The sequence below is a fragment of the Arthrobacter sp. zg-Y769 genome (assembly GCF_020907405.1).
Classification (GTDB): Bacteria; Actinomycetota; Actinomycetes; order Actinomycetales; family Micrococcaceae; genus Arthrobacter_B.
Genome location: NZ_JAJJOE010000001.1, coordinates 1 through 14,494, shown reverse-complemented (window position 1 = coordinate 14,494; position 14,494 = coordinate 1). Strand labels below are relative to the sequence as shown.

The 14,494-nt window shown below is 65.5% G+C and carries 12 protein-coding genes; 6 read left to right on the top strand and 6 right to left on the bottom strand.

Annotated features, from left to right (window positions below):
* The first annotated feature begins 30 nt into the window (after nucleotides 1–30).
* From ilvC to metG, 3 genes are all read left to right on the top strand, one after another.
* On the top strand, nucleotides 31–1,056 hold the full coding sequence (ilvC, locus tag LOC60_RS00060; RefSeq protein WP_230020617.1) for a ketol-acid reductoisomerase: 1,026 nt from the start codon (nucleotides 31–33) through the stop codon (nucleotides 1,054–1,056).
* A gap of 96 nt (nucleotides 1,057–1,152) precedes the next feature.
* A complete protein-coding gene (serA, locus tag LOC60_RS00055; protein ID WP_442860350.1) occupies nucleotides 1,153–2,784 on the top strand; it encodes a phosphoglycerate dehydrogenase in 1,632 nt (543 codons plus the stop codon).
* Between the two features lie 97 nt (nucleotides 2,785–2,881).
* Nucleotides 2,882–4,441, top strand: a complete 1,560-nt coding sequence (gene metG, locus LOC60_RS00050) for a methionine--tRNA ligase (protein WP_230020613.1) — start codon at nucleotides 2,882–2,884, stop codon at nucleotides 4,439–4,441.
* 61 nt (nucleotides 4,442–4,502) lie between these two features.
* Here the strand turns inward: metG and LOC60_RS00045 are convergent, their stop codons facing one another.
* The 6 genes from LOC60_RS00045 to LOC60_RS00020 all read right to left on the bottom strand — a co-directional run bounded on the left by LOC60_RS00045 (nucleotide 4,503) and on the right by LOC60_RS00020 (nucleotide 10,805).
* Entirely contained in the window at nucleotides 4,503–5,015 is a 513-nt protein-coding gene (locus tag LOC60_RS00045) for a hypothetical protein (RefSeq protein ID WP_230020611.1), read from the bottom strand.
* A 111-nt stretch (nucleotides 5,016–5,126) separates the two neighbouring features.
* Nucleotides 5,127–7,634, bottom strand: coding sequence for an ABC transporter permease (locus LOC60_RS00040; RefSeq protein WP_230020610.1), 2,508 nt, complete (start codon nucleotides 7,632–7,634; stop codon nucleotides 5,127–5,129).
* 2 nt (nucleotides 7,635–7,636) lie between these two features.
* A complete protein-coding gene (locus LOC60_RS00035; RefSeq protein WP_230020609.1) occupies nucleotides 7,637–8,407 on the bottom strand; it encodes an ABC transporter ATP-binding protein in 771 nt (256 codons plus the stop codon).
* Between the two features lie 67 nt (nucleotides 8,408–8,474).
* Nucleotides 8,475–8,789, bottom strand: a complete 315-nt coding sequence (locus tag LOC60_RS00030; protein ID WP_230020607.1) for an MmcQ/YjbR family DNA-binding protein — start codon at nucleotides 8,787–8,789, stop codon at nucleotides 8,475–8,477.
* Between the two features lie 4 nt (nucleotides 8,790–8,793).
* Nucleotides 8,794–9,516, bottom strand: a complete 723-nt coding sequence (locus LOC60_RS00025) for a response regulator transcription factor (protein ID WP_230020606.1) — start codon at nucleotides 9,514–9,516, stop codon at nucleotides 8,794–8,796.
* 5 nt (nucleotides 9,517–9,521) lie between these two features.
* Entirely contained in the window at nucleotides 9,522–10,805 is a 1,284-nt protein-coding gene (locus tag LOC60_RS00020) for a sensor histidine kinase (RefSeq protein ID WP_331460751.1), read from the bottom strand.
* Nucleotides 10,806–10,868: 63 nt separating this feature from the next.
* Between LOC60_RS00020 and LOC60_RS00015 the strand changes: the two genes are divergently transcribed.
* The 3 genes from LOC60_RS00015 to LOC60_RS00005 all read left to right on the top strand — a co-directional run bounded on the left by LOC60_RS00015 (nucleotide 10,869) and on the right by LOC60_RS00005 (nucleotide 13,897).
* Nucleotides 10,869–11,933, top strand: coding sequence for a 3-isopropylmalate dehydrogenase (locus LOC60_RS00015; protein ID WP_230020605.1), 1,065 nt, complete (start codon nucleotides 10,869–10,871; stop codon nucleotides 11,931–11,933).
* A 61-nt stretch (nucleotides 11,934–11,994) separates the two neighbouring features.
* On the top strand, nucleotides 11,995–13,101 hold the full coding sequence (locus LOC60_RS00010; RefSeq protein ID WP_230020604.1) for a branched-chain amino acid aminotransferase: 1,107 nt from the start codon (nucleotides 11,995–11,997) through the stop codon (nucleotides 13,099–13,101).
* A gap of 13 nt (nucleotides 13,102–13,114) precedes the next feature.
* Entirely contained in the window at nucleotides 13,115–13,897 is a 783-nt protein-coding gene (locus tag LOC60_RS00005; RefSeq protein ID WP_230020603.1) for an MBL fold metallo-hydrolase, read from the top strand.
* Nucleotides 13,898–14,494 lie beyond the last annotated feature (597 nt).

The following is a 14,494-nucleotide window of genomic DNA, read 5'->3' as shown; positions in this document are numbered from 1 at the left end:
AGCCTTCAAAACCAGTAGGAGATAACCAAAGTGACTGACATGTATTACGACGACGACGCAGATCTGTCGATCATCCAGGGCCGTACCGTCGCCGTCATCGGCTACGGAAGCCAGGGCCACGCCCACGCCCTCAGCCTGCGTGATTCCGGCGTGGACGTCCGCGTTGGCCTGAAGGAAGGTTCCGCCTCCCGCGCAAAGGCCGAGGCCGAGGGCCTGCGCGTGCTCAACGTGGCCGACGCCGTCGCCGAAGCGGACCTGATCATGGTGCTTACCCCGGACCAGGTCCAGCGCTTCGTCTACGCGGAGGAAATCGCCCCGAACCTGCAGGCCGGCGACGCCCTGTTCTTCGGCCACGGCTTCAACATCCGCTACGGCTACATCCAGCCGCCGGCCGACGTCGACGTCGCGCTCGTGGCACCCAAGGGCCCGGGCCACATTGTGCGCCGCGAGTTCGAAGCCGGCCGCGGCGTGCCGGACCTGATCGCCGTCGAGCAGAACCCCTCCGGAACCGCCAAGGAACTGGCACTGTCCTACGCCAAGGCCATTGGCGGCACCCGCGCCGGCGTTATCGAAACCACCTTCACCGAAGAGACCGAAACGGACCTCTTCGGCGAGCAGGCAGTGCTCTGCGGCGGCGCGTCGCAGCTGATCCAGTACGGCTTCGAAACCCTGACCGAGGCCGGCTACCAGCCGGAGGTCGCGTACTTCGAGGTGCTGCACGAACTGAAGCTGATTGTGGACCTGATGGTCGAAGGCGGCATCGCCAAGCAGCGCTGGAGCGTCTCGGACACCGCGGAATACGGCGACTACGTCTCCGGCCCGCGCGTCATTGACGAGCACGTGAAGGAGAACATGAAGGCCGTCCTGGCCGACATCCAGAACGGTGCCTTCGCCAAGCGCTTCATCGATGACCAGGACGCCGGCGCCCCCGAGTTCAAGGCACTGCGCAAAAAGGGCGAGGACCACCCCATCGAGGCCACCGGCCGCGAACTGCGCAGGCTCTTCTCCTGGATCAAGAACGACGACGATTACACCGAGGGCTCGGTAGCCCGCTAGTCCTGCGCGCTAAGCTCGAAAAGCAAGCCTGATCGGCAAGGAGGCCGGGCCCCACGGGTCCGGCCTCCTGCGTGAAAACCCCAACACATTCTCCCAATGCAAAGAAATCTTCCAAGTGTAAAGAGGTCATCGGTGTCTGCCACCAAACCAGTCGTACTCCTTGCGGAGGAACTCTCGCCCGCCACCGTCGAGGCCCTGGGCCCCGATTTCGACATCCGGACCACCGACGGCGCCGACCGCTCCCAGCTTCTCTCCGCGATTGCCGACGTCGACGCCATCCTCGTGCGGTCCGCCACGCAGGTGGACGCGGAGGCGATCGCCGCCGCCAAGAACCTCAAGGTTATTGCCCGGGCGGGCGTGGGCCTGGACAACGTGGACATCAAGGCCGCCACTCAGGCCGGCGTGATGGTGGTCAACGCGCCGACGTCGAACATCATCTCCGCGGCGGAACTGACGGTGGGGCACATCCTGTCCCTGGCCCGGAACATCCCGCAGGCCAGCGCCGCCCTGAAGGACGGCGAATGGAAGCGCTCCAGGTACAGCGGCACCGAACTGTACGAAAAGAAGATCGGCATCATCGGCCTGGGCCGCATCGGTGCGCTGGTGGCGGCCCGGATGCAGGGCTTCGGCACCGAGATCCTCGCCTATGACCCGTACGTCACCTCCGCCCGGGCCGCGCAGCTGAACGTGAAGCTGGTGTCCCTGGATGAGCTGCTGGCGGAGTCCGACTTCGTCACCATCCATATGCCGAAGACCCCCGAAACGGTGGGGATGCTCGGCGCCGAGGCATTCGAGAAGATGAAGGACACCGCCTACGTGGTGAACGTGGCCCGCGGCGGCCTCGTGGATGAAGCAGCCCTGTTCGAGGCGCTGCAGGCAGGAAAGATTGCCGGCGCCGGCGTCGACGTGTTCGTGAAGGAACCCAGCACCGACCTGCCGTTCTTCGCGCTGGACAACGTGGTGGTCACCCCGCACCTGGGCGCCTCCACTGCCGAGGCCCAGGAAAAGGCCGGCATCTCGGTGGCGAAGTCCGTCCGCCTCGCCCTCGCCGGGGAACTGGTGCCGGACGCCGTGAACGTGGCCGGCGGCGTCATCGCCGAAGATGTCCGCCCGGGCATCCCGCTGATCGAAAAGCTGGGCCGGATCTTCACCGCGCTGGCCTCCGACTCCGTGACCGCCATCGACATCGAGGTGGCGGGGGAAATTGCCGCCCTGGATGTGAAGGCCCTGGAACTGGCGGCATTGAAGGGCATCTTCACCGACATCGTGTCCGAGCAGGTCTCCTACGTGAATGCTCCGGTCCTGGCCGAACAGCGCGGCATCGAGGTCCGGCTGCTGACCACCCCGGACGTGGATGACTACCGCAACCTGCTCACCATCCGCGGCGCCCTGTCCGACGGCACCCGGCTGGAGGTCTCCGGCACCCTCACCGGCCCGAAGCAGATCCAGAAGCTGGTGGGCGTGAACGGGTACGACCTGGAAATCCCCATTAGCGAGCATCTCATTGTGCTGATTTACCAGGACCGTCCCGGCGTCATCGGCGCCCTGGGCCGGGTCCTGGGCGAAAAGGACATCAACATTGCCGGCATGCAGGTGGCCCGGAACTCCGAGGGCGGCCAGGCCCTGTCGCTGCTGACCGTGGACTCCTCCGTGCCGCAGGACGTGCTCGAGGCACTGAAGCTCGAGATCGGCGCCACTGTGGCACGGGAAGTCGACCTGCAGGACTAGCAGGAACACTCCGTCCGATCCGGCGCCGGTTCCGCATCAGCGGGGCCGGCGCCGCCGCAGTGCGACACCGGCGGGTAAAACAGGGTAATTTTCTTATGTGACTTCTTCCGATTCCAAGACCCCGTTCTACATCACTACGGCCATCTCCTACCCCAACGGCGAACCGCACATCGGGCACGCCTACGAGCACATCGCCACCGACGCCATGGCCCGCTTCAAGCGGCTGGACGGCTACGACGTGTTCTTTATGACGGGTACTGACGAACACGGCCTGAAGATGCAGCAGTCCGCGGATAAGGAAGGCGTTACCGCCAAGGAACTCGCGGACCGCAACTCCGCCGCCTTTAAGCAGATGGAAGCGGACATGGGCACCTCCTATGACCGCTTCATCCGGACCACCGACGCCGACCATTACGCGGCGGCCCAGGCCATCTGGAAGCGGATGGAGGACAACGGAGACATCTACCTCTCCAAGTACTCCGGCTGGTACTCCGTCCGCGACGAGGCCTACTACAACGAAGACGAAACCGAAGTCCGCGAGGACGGCGTCCGCTACTCCAAGGAGACGGACACCGAGGTGACCTGGACCGAGGAGGAGAGCTACTTCTTCCGGCTCTCCGCCTACCAGGACCGGCTGCTGGACCTGTACGAGTCCCAGCCGGAGTTCGCCGCGCCGCGCTCGCGCTTCAACGAAGTCATCAGCTTCGTCAAGGGTGGCCTGGACGACCTCTCCATCTCCCGCACCACCTTCGACTGGGGTGTCCCGGTGCCGGGCAACCCGGACCACGTGATGTACGTCTGGGTGGACGCGCTGACCAACTACCTCACCGGCGTCGGCTTCCCGGATACCGAAAGTGAAGCCTTCAAGAAGTACTGGCCCGCCGATGTGCACGTGATCGGCAAGGACATCTCCCGCTTCCACGCCATCTTCTGGCCGGCATTCCTGATGTCCGCGAAGCTGGAGCTGCCCAAGCGCATCATGATCCACGGCTTCCTGCACAACAAGGGCGTCAAGATGTCCAAGTCCCTGGGCAACGTGGTGGCACCGAAGCAGTGGGCCGAGCAGTACGGCCTGGACTCGGTCCGGTTCTTCCTACTGCGCGAAGTGCCCTTCGGTGCGGACGGCTCCTACAACCACGACGCCGTCGTCGGCCGGATGAACTCCGACCTCGCCAATAACCTGGGCAACCTGGCCCAGCGTTCGCTGTCCATGGTGGCCAAGAACTGCGGCGCGGCGGTACCCCAGCCCGGCGAGTTCACCCCCGAGGACACCGCGCTGCTGGAAGCGGCCGGGAACCTGCTGCAGGTTTCCCGCGAGGCGTACGACGTCCAGGATTTCCACGGCGCCCTGGAAGCGACGTGGAAGGTCCTTGGCGACACCAACGCCTACTTCGCCGACCAGGCGCCGTGGGTGCTGCGGAAGACCGACGTCGAGCGCATGAACACCGTGCTCTACGTGACGCTGGAGGTGCTGCGCACCGTGGCGATCCTGATCCAGCCGGTCATGCCGCAGAGCGCGGCCAAGCTGCTCACCGTCCTGGGCCAGCCCGACGGCGCCGCCCGGCAGTTCAGTGCGATCGCCACCCCGCTGGTGCCGGGCACCGAACTGCCGGCCCCGACACCGATCTTCCCGAAGTACGAAGAACCGGCCGAATAGGCCCCGGCAGCAAAAAACACCCCCGGCAGGCTGCCGGGGGTGTTTTTGGATGCTGCGGAGGTCAGACGGATTCGGCGGAGCCGAGGAACCGCTGCGCGGCTGTCCGTTCCATCACGCCGGCCACGTCTTCCTGCTGGCGGCGGGCGGTTTCCGTGAGTTCCTGCAGGCGGGCCGTGTTGAACCGGTGATCCGTGGCGGACAGCACCAGCAGGGTCCGCCACAGGGATTCCTTCATCCGCACCAGCGACTGCAGGGATTCCAGCTCCAGCTGTCCCGTGGCACCGCCGCCGGTGCTGAGCGGATTCAGCGGACCCAGCTTGCCTGCTGCGGCCCCCACCATGGCAGCAGCCGCCTTCACCTTGCTGCGCGTGTAGCCCAGCGCATGGATCAGGGATTCCAACTCGTCGCGTTCATCGGAAATCTCTTCCACGAGCCGCGCGAAGGTCTCCTCATAGGGGGATCCCTCCCAGGTGCGCTGCGCGGCGGTGAAAAGGCGGACACCCGTCTCTGCTCCGACCAGATGGTCGTCCAGGTAGGCGGCCAGTGATTCGTGTTCCGTCTGGGACTGCTGCATGTGCTCTCCTCACGTCGTTCGGATGCATCTCGTGGTGCCGGCTGAAATCAGCCTGCTTAGTAATTCATCCTGTTCAGTATCCTTGCAGATCGGCGCCCGGACCGCGAGGAGCTAATCCGCTGCCAGCCCGGCTACGGGGGAGAGCCGGGCCGCACGGCGGGCCGGAAGCACCGAGGCGGCGAGTCCGGCCAGGAGCGCCACGGCCAGGACCGCAAGCAGCTGCAGCCAGGGCAGCGACGGCGCCACGGTGGTGAATGAACCCAGCGCAGATTCCGCTCCCAGCCAGCCGTAGAGTGCGCCCAGCACAATGCCCATCAGGGCAGCCACGCCTGCGATCAGCACGGCTTCCAGTGCGAGCATGCCGCGCAGCTGTCCGCGGGTCAGGCCCAAGGCGCGCAGCAGCGAGGATTCCCGCGTGCGTTCCAGTACGGAAAGGGAGAGGGTGTTGGCCACACCCACCAGGGCAATGACCACCGCCACTCCCAGCAGCCCGGTGACCACCATCAGGAGGACGTTGATGACCTGTTCGAAAGCACCCCGCTCGATGGCCGCGCCCGAGACGGCGTAGTCCTCCACCTCCACCGCCGCGGCGACGTCGGTGCGCAGGTCCATCAGCTCGTTGGTGTTCAGGCCGTCCACAACGGACAGCCAGATCTCCGCCTGCGGAGTGAAGGTGTCCGCGGTTGCGGCGGGCAGGCCGCCGAGGGTTTCGGCAGTCCCGGCACTGATCAGCGGCTGCAACTGGCTGCTTTCTGAAACCACTACCTTCAACTCGACGCTCCGGGACGCACCCTGGACCGTAACCGTCCCGGCTGTGGTTCCCGACGGCATCAGGATGATGCCGTCCTCCAGAGCCAGGCCGGAGTCCCGTACCACCTTCGCGGCGTCGGCAGGAGTCAGGGCATAGACACCGAAGAGCCTGGTGTCCGTCTCGGTCATGCCGGCCGGAGGTACCAGCACAGCTTCCCTCACGCCTTCAACGGCGCGGGCCGCGTCGGCATCGGCCGAGGTGAACGGCAACCCGTCGCCGGCACCGACGATGCTCACATCCACCGGATACCCGGCGGCCAGTACATCGTCCAGGGAAGTCCGGACGGTTGCAGCGCCGGTCATCATCATGGTGACCAGGGTGACGCCGATCAGCAGGGCAGCGGAGGTGGAGGAGGTGCGCTGCGGGTTCCGGACGGCATTCAGCGCCGCCAGTTTGCCCGGCACACCCAGCGGCGCAGCGATCCTGCCGACAGTACGTACCAGGGACGGAACAAAGAGGGTGGCGCACATCAGCACGCCTACGAAGCTGAGCATGCCGCCCGGCAGGGCAACAAGGAGGTTGCCTTTCACCGCTCCGACGGCCAGCAACACGGCGCCGCCGGCCAGCAGGACCGAACCGATGCCCAGGCGGACCCGGCCGCGTCGCGTTCCCGCGCGGACGTCGTCGGCCGGACGCAGGGCTGCCAGGGGTGCGACGGCCGTCGCCGCTCGGGCCGGAACGAGCGAGGCCAGCACCGTCAGCGCGACGCCGACACCCAGTCCGGCGACGACGGACAGCGGGGAGACCGCCAGTGTTGCAAAGCCGCTTTCCGGGATGTTCTTCAGGTAGGCGACAATCCCGCCAACGAGTGCAATGGCCGCCAGGACACCGGCAACTGAGGCCACGATGCCCACGATCAGTGCCTCCACGATGACGGAGCGTCGGATCTGTGAACGGGCGGCGCCGATGCACCGGAGAAGCGCGAGTTCGCGGGTACGCTGGGCCACCAGCACCGAGAAGGTATTGGAGACCACCAGGGCGCAGACCAGCAGTGCCACGGCAGCGAAGGCCAGCAGGATGGTGGTGAGGATATCGTTCCCGCCGGTGTAGGAAGCAACCATTTCGTCCGTCTGCTCCTGCGCAGTCCGGACAGAGGCACCTTCCATGCCGCTCACGTCCTGCTGCAGTGCTGCGCGGACGTCCTCCAGCGCGGCCCCGTCTGCCAGTGCCACCTGGATACTCCTGAAACCCGCCTCCGGTCCGGCGAACCCCGCCACCGTGGCAGAGGTCGAATACAGCTGCGCAGTTCCCATGGCCTGAGGATCCTTCGATGCGGACACCACTGCCGTGACTGTGAGCTCGGCCGTTTGCTGCTCACCTGTCGGGTCATCGATAAAGGCGGTGACGGGGAGTACCGAGCCCTCGGACAACCCCTGGCGCTCGGCGGTGTCGTTGTCCACGGCCACCTCGTTGTCGGCGGCCGGCAGCGTGCCCTGCAGCACGTCCACGGGGAAGAGGTCCGCGTAGTCGGAGGTGTTGCTTAGCTGGGCAAAATTGCTGTCCCCGTCCTCGCCGAAGGTGACGAAGGCCTGCTGGGCGGCGTAGACGCCGTCCACGCCGGGAGTATCCCGGATGCGGGCCGCGGTGTCTTCATCCAATACGGCCGGATCCGCGCTGTACATATCGGGGGTGACGAGCAGGTCGGCGTTCCGGTAGGCCTCGCCGACGCTCTGCGTCAGTGAGGCCTTGGACGAGGAATTGATGATGAGGGTGGCGGTGAGGAAGCCGACGGCAATCAGCACCGCCAGGGAAACGGCAATGAACCGGCGGGCATTCAGGCGCACCTGCGCCAGGGCTACCTGCAGCATGCTTATGCCCCCAGCTGGGTGAGGGCGGCAAGCACGGATTCGGGGGTCGGCTGCGCCAGTTCCCCGACCAGCTCGCCGTCGTTCATCAGGACCACACGGTCCGCATAGGAAGCAGCCACGGGGTCGTGCGTCACCATGATGATGCTCTGGCCGAAATCCTTCGTGGAACGACGGAGGAGTGAGAGCACTTCGGCACCGGACTTGGAGTCCAGGTTGCCGGTGGGCTCATCGCCGAAGAGCACATGCGGGCGGGTCAGCAGGGCACGGGCCACTGCCACGCGCTGCTGCTGTCCGCCGGAGAGCTCATGGGGGCGGTGCCGGAGCCGGTCACGGAGCCCCAGGGTCTCCGTGATGAAGTCGAGCCATTCGCGGTCCACGGTGCCGTTTGCCAGGGACACCGGCAGCGTAATGTTCTGCTCCGCGGTCAGCGTGGGCACCAGGTTGAAGGACTGGAAAACGAATCCCACGTTGTCGCGGCGCAGGCGGGTGAGCTCTGCGTCCTTCAGCCCGGTGATTTCGGTGCCGCCGACCCAGATGCGGCCCGAGTCCGCAGTGTCCAGGCCCGCCAGGCAATGCATCAGGGTGGACTTCCCGGAGCCGGAGGGACCCATGATGGCGGTGAAGGTACCGGATTCGAAGCTTACGTCCACGTCCTTCAGGGCGTGGACGCGGGTGTCGCCGGTGCCGTAGGTCTTGTTCAGGAGCTGGGCGGCGGCGGCGAGATGCGGTTTTCCGGCGCCGGCCGCAGGGGAATGCTGTGCAAGTGAGGTCATACCGCCACAGTATTGCCGGGGTGGATGCGGTTACATCGGAGGGCAGGGGGTCCTTTTCCTCCGTGTCTCATACCGTGGGTGGAAGCCGCCCGGCCAGCCGGTAGGACTCCTGGAGCAGTTCGGTCAACTCATCCGGAGGCAGAAGTTCCATCCGGGCCAGGAGGAGCAAGGGGGACCGGTCGTGGTGCGGCGTCCAATAGAACAGGTCCGGCTGCAGCGCGGCCAGCGCCTCACGTTCCGTGGTTTTCACCGTCAGGGTGTCCTCGTCCCACATCCTCGCCATCAGGGTACGGGCGAACCAGGCCGGCTGCTTCCAGCTCAGGCGCTCCGTCACGCCGGGAAGGGAAAGGCAGATGGAGCGAACGTCGTCGACGGTGACCATGCCCCTAGGGTGCGACAATCCCCGTCTCGTAGGCAATGACCACGGCCTGGACCCGGTCCCTGGCCTCCAGCTTGGCCAGGATGTGCCCCACGTGGGTTTTCACGGTGGCTTCGGACAGGTACAGCTTCGCTGCGATTTCCGGATTGGACAGGCCCTGCGCAATCAGGGTGAACACCTCGTGTTCACGCGGGGTCAGGGAGGCGACGGCGGCGGCATGCCGGCTGCCCGGGGCGCCGGCCGTGCGCAGCAGGGGAGCGACGTGGTCCAGCAGGCGGCGCGTGGTGGACGGTGCAATCACGGCGTCCCCGCGGTACACGGTCCGGATGGCTTCCAGGAGTTCCTCGGGCGGTGCGTCCTTGAGCAGGAAACCGCTGGCCCCTGCGTGGATGGCGGTGAGCGCGTATTCGTCCAGGTCGAAGGTGGTCAGGACCACCACCTTCGGTCCGCCGCCGTTGTCCGAGTCCAGAATCCGGGAGGTGGCTTCGATGCCGTCCATCCCGGGCATACGCACGTCCATCAGTACGACGTCGGCGGACACGGCTGCCAGCGCGGCCAGCGCCTCGCGTCCGTTACCGGCTTCGGCAACAACCTTGAGGTCCGGCTGGGAATCGATCAGCATCCGGAAACCGCCGCGCACCAGCTGCTGGTCATCAACGAGGAGTACCCGGATGGGGGCTGCGGGCTGGGCGGACGGGTCGGACGCTGCAGTCCAGGGGGAATCCGGCACTGGTGCTAGGCCTCCGTGTAGGGAATGAATGCTTCAACGCGGAATCCTCCGCCGGCCGCAGGGGCGGCCTTCAACGTTCCATCGTAGAGGGACAGCCGCTCGGCCATGCCCTTGATGCCCTGCCCGGCGCCGTCGTCGTGCAGGGCCGATGCCGCGCCCAGCCCGTCGTCGAGGACGCCCATTTTCAGTCCGGCGGGAGTCCAGTGCAGGGCTATCTGCGCGCCCGCCTTCGGTCCTGCGTGTTTGAGGACGTTCGTGAGGGATTCCTGGATCACGCGGTAGGCGCTCAGCTCCGCGCCGGGCGGCAGGGGGCGGCGGGGCGTTCCCGTGATGCTGAGGGCGGTTTCCAGTCCGCTGCGCTTGACCGTCCCCAACAGTTCATCGATGTCGGCCAGGGACGGCAGGGGACGGGTGGAGGCGGCTTCGTCGCCGCGCAGTACGCCAAGCAGGCGGCGCATCTCCCGCAGGGAACTGCGGCCGGTTTCTGCAATGACGCCCAGGGTCTTCGGTGCGATTTCCGGGTCCTGGGCGCTCGCATACCGGGCGCCGTCGGCCTGGGTGATGATTACGGAGAGTGAGTGCGCCACGATGTCATGCATTTCCCGGGCAATGTGGCTGCGTTCATCGGCGGCGGCGAGTTCGCGTTCCTGCTGGCGTTCGACCTCCAGCCTGCGTGCCCGGTCCTGCAGCGCCTGCAGGGCGAGGCGCCGGGTGCGGGTCAGGTCGCCGAACATCCACGCCATCAGCAGCACAGCTTCCAGGGCGACCCATACAGGCGCGTCATTTTCCAAGGCGGTCTTCAGCGGATATCCGGAATCCATGAACGGTATAACCGAGTACTGCGCCATGAAGAGGACCCCGCCGATCGAAGCGAGGATGAGACCGCCCACGCTGGCCCAGCGCGGGGCAAAGGCGGCCAGGGAGTACACGGTGCCAAGCACAAAGAGATCCGCAGGCAGGGCAGTGACCGGTACAAGGAACAGCTGGAGGACGCAGGCCGCGGCCTGGACGGCGGCACCGGCCACGGGACGGCGTCGACGCCAGGCCAAGGCCATGCAAATTGCCGTGGAGAGGAAAAACTCAGCCGGATACCCACCGCTGCGGATCAGGAAGGGAACGACGAAGAGGAGTGTGGCAGCCACGGCAAGCCAGAAGTCCACTTTCCCGGGGTTCGCCTGTATCCAGGCATAGAGTCTTCGATGCACGAGCATGGACACCAACTGTAGGGGGCCGGCGGGCGGCTGCGCGTCATACTGCGGGCTGAACCCCGAGGGGGCCGCTGCGTCCACGATTGCGTCCACGATGCGGGACGGGTTGCCCGGTATCCGGGCGGACTTCCTAGGATGGGCAGCATGAGCGAAGAAACACCCCGAACCATTTCCCTGGCCGTCATCCCCGGAGACGGGATCGGCCCCGAGGTCACTGCCGAAGCAGTAAAGGTGCTGCTGGCAGTCACCGGCGGCAGCCCCGTCCGGTTTGACCTGACCGAGTATCCGCTGGGAGCCGAGCACTGGCTGGAAACCGGAGAGACGCTTCCGGAAAAAACTTTGGAAGCACTCAAGGGACACGACGCCATCCTCTTCGGTGCGGTAGGGGCCGCGCCGGGGGACACACTGGTCCCTTCCGGCCTGATCGAACGCGAACTGCTGCTGAAGCTGCGCTTCAGCCTGGATCACTTCGTGAACCTGCGGCCGTCCCGTCTTTATCCGGGCGTTGACAGCCCGCTTGCTGCACCGGGCAACGTGGACTTCGTCGTGGTCCGGGAGGGAACGGAGGGTCCCTACGCCGGCAACGGGGGAGTGCTGCGGGAAGGCACTCCGCAGGAGATTGCCACCGAGGTATCCCTGAACACTGCCTACGGCGTGGAACGGGTGGTGCGCGACGCGTTCGGCCGTGCCGCCGCCCGGCCGCGCCGCCACGTGACCCTGGTCCATAAGCACAATGTCCTGGTTAACGCCGGCCGGCTCTGGAAGCGAACAGTGGAGAAGGTGGCGCAGGAGTTCCCCGATGTTAGCCATGACTACCTGCATGTCGATGCCGCCACCATTTTTATGGTGAGCGATCCGTCACGCTTCGACGTGATCGTCACCGACAACCTCTTCGGGGACATCATCACGGACCTCGCGGCGGCAATCACCGGCGGCATCGGCCTGGCCGCTTCCGGGAACATCAACATGGACCGCACCTTCCCGTCCATGTTCGAGCCGGTACACGGGTCCGCTCCCGATATTGCCGGGCAGCAGAAGGCCGATCCCACCGCAGCCATCCTGTCGGCGGCGCTGCTGCTGCAGCACCTGGGCTTCGACAATGAAGCAGCCAGGGTGGAGCGGGCTGTGGAAAAGGACCTTGCCGGGCGGGGCGGAAACCGGCGTTCCACCGCGGAGGTGGGCAATGCCATTGCGGCCGCGGTGTCATAAGCTCATTGGTAGCCAATAAGTAGTCATAGAACGGGTTTTTGCCGTTCAAAGTGGAGGAATCATGACCGTCAGCGCACTGGAATTTTCCCAGGAGCTTTCCACCAGTCCCAAGCCCGCCGCCGAGCGTGCAGCCATCCTGGCCAACCCCGGTTTCGGCGACTACTTCACCGACCACACCGCAGTCATTGACTGGAAGGCGGGGGAGTCCGGGGAGCAGGAGTGGCAGAATGCCCGCATCGAGCCCTACGGGCCCATCTCCATTGATCCGGCCGCCGGCGTACTGCACTACGGCCAGGAGATTTTCGAGGGCCTGAAGGTCTACCGTCACGCAGATGGATCGGTGGTCAGTTTCCGGCCCGAGGCCAACTCGGCCCGCCTGAACCTTTCCGCCCGCCGGCTTGCCCTGCCCGAGCTCCCGGAGGAACTCTTCATGGAGTCCATCCGCCGGCTGGTGGCCCTGGACAAGGACTGGATCCCGGACGGCGAAGGAGCCGCGCTGTACCTGCGTCCGTTTATGATCGCCACCGAGCCTTTCCTCGGCGTGCGTCCCGCCCGGGAAGTCTCCTACCGCGTCATTGCGTCCCCGGCCGGAAACTACTTCGGCGGGGAACTGAAGCCCGTGTCCATCTGGCTCTCCACCAAGTACGCCCGTGCAGGCCGCGGCGGCACCGGCGAAGCCAAGTGCGGCGGCAACTACGCGGCGTCGCTCATTGCCCAGATGGAAGGCGAGGCGAACGGCTGCAAGCAGGTGCTGTTCCTGGACGAATTCAATGACAACGCCGTTGAAGAACTCGGCGGAATGAACGTCTTCTTCGTCTTCAAGGACGGCCGCCTGGTCACCCCCGCCCTGTCCGGCACCATCCTGCACGGCATCACCCGCTCCTCGGTGCTGCAGCTGGGCCGTGACCGCGGCATGGACGTCCAGGAACGCAAGATCACCCTGGACGAATGGCGCGAGGGCATTGCCTCCGGCGACATCACCGAGGTGTTCGCATGCGGTACGGCCGCCGTCATCACGCCGATCGGCCAGCTGAAGTCCGAGGATGAAATCATCGGCTCCACCGACGCCAAGCCCGGCGAAGTGACCATGTCCATCCGCGAGCAGCTGCTCGGCATCCAGACCGGCACCGTGGAGGATACCCACGGCTGGCTGACCCGCCTGGCCTAGGCAGGACATGCACATGCTTCCGGAATCCGGATTGGTCCGCAGCAGCGACCTGACCCGCGTACGGCTCGCGCCGAACCCGGGTCCGATGTCGCTGGACGGAACCAACAGCTACGTTGTGGCTGCCTCCGGATCCGGAAGCACGGTGGTGGTGGACCCGGGTCCCGAGGATGAAGGGCACCTGCAGGTTCTGGCGAACGCCGGAACCGTCGAGCTGGTGCTTATTACCCACCGCCACCCCGACCACACTGAGGCCAGCAGGCGGTTCGCCGAGCTGACCGGCGCTCCCGTGCGGGCGTTCGATCCCGCTTTCTGCGTGGCCGGAAAACCGCTGACGGCGAATGAGGAGATTTCCGCAGCCGGTGTGGACATCCGGGTGCTGGCAGCACCGGGCCATACTTCGGATTCGGTCTGTTTCTGGTTACCCGGCGACGGCGCCAATGGTTCCGTCCTGACGGGGGACACCATCCTGGGCCGGGGGACTACTGTGCTGGATTTCCCGGACGGCACCCTCGGCGATTACCTGGACACGCTGGACATGCTGTCCGACCTCGGTCCGGCTACGGTCCTTCCCGGACACGGACCGGTGCAGCCTGACCTCAGTTCCCTGGTCCTGACCTACCGCGACCACCGGGAAGAGCGGCTCGAACAGATCCGGGCCGCACTGCACGAGGCCGGACCGGATGCCGGGGCACCGGCTATAGCCGACCTGGTCTACGCCGATGTGCCGGCGAATGTCCGCCGGGCCGCGGAACTGTCGGTGGCCGCGCAGCTGGCTTATCTGCGGAACGGAAGCTGAGGGAGGTTTCCCTGCCCGGCCGCACCGGCCACGGATGTGACGCGGAAAACCGGCTGCGAGCTTGCGCGGAGCCCGTTACGGAGTCCTAGAATAGATGTATCCGCCAAGGGCTGAGGGAACCGAAAACCGGTTCCGGAGGCAGTGCGGCGGATCACTTCGATCCGGTTTGCAAGGACCGGAAGCGATGTGTAAAGTTGCATGAGTCGCCGCGGCCGGGACGCTGGAAAAGCGCCCGAGCATGGCGGCCAAACCCCAACAAAAATCAAGAGTCCAACCAGTGCGCGCCCTTTGCAGGGCCGGTGGAAAAGACTCCTTGTTTGATGCTGGGTCCGGAACGGCGGAGACGCTTTTCACGGGGTTCCGATAAGGAAAACCACGAATTGCGGAAAACGCCGGAATGGAATAAGATATAAAATATTGCAGCGAAGAAGAAAGGGAAAACATTGTTTTCCCGAGTATTTTCGGATTGCGTCTGTTGTTTGAGAACTCAATAGTGTGCCAAGTTTATTGATACCAATTTATTTTGATTGGTTGAACAGGCCGTTACCGCCCACCCCGTGGGTATGGGACGGTTTTTTTAGCCGGTTTCGAATTTAG

What these genes read in the sequence shown, in the direction of transcription:
- serA (WP_442860350.1), top strand. Translation starts at nt 1,153, where the DNA reads ATGCAAAGAAATCTTCCAAGTGTAAAGAGGTCATCGGTGTCTGCCACC.
- LOC60_RS00045 (WP_230020611.1), bottom strand. Translation starts at nt 5,015, where the DNA reads ATGCAGCAGTCCCAGACGGAACACGAATCACTGGCCGCCTACCTGGAC.
- LOC60_RS00040 (WP_230020610.1), bottom strand. Translation starts at nt 7,634, where the DNA reads ATGCTGCAGGTAGCCCTGGCGCAGGTGCGCCTGAATGCCCGCCGGTTC.
- LOC60_RS00035 (WP_230020609.1), bottom strand. Translation starts at nt 8,407, where the DNA reads ATGACCTCACTTGCACAGCATTCCCCTGCGGCCGGCGCCGGAAAACCG.
- LOC60_RS00030 (WP_230020607.1), bottom strand. Translation starts at nt 8,789, where the DNA reads ATGGTCACCGTCGACGACGTTCGCTCCATCTGCCTTTCCCTTCCCGGC.
- LOC60_RS00015 (WP_230020605.1), top strand. Translation starts at nt 10,869, where the DNA reads ATGAGCGAAGAAACACCCCGAACCATTTCCCTGGCCGTCATCCCCGGA.
- LOC60_RS00010 (WP_230020604.1), top strand. Translation starts at nt 11,995, where the DNA reads ATGACCGTCAGCGCACTGGAATTTTCCCAGGAGCTTTCCACCAGTCCC.
- LOC60_RS00005 (WP_230020603.1), top strand. Translation starts at nt 13,115, where the DNA reads ATGCTTCCGGAATCCGGATTGGTCCGCAGCAGCGACCTGACCCGCGTA.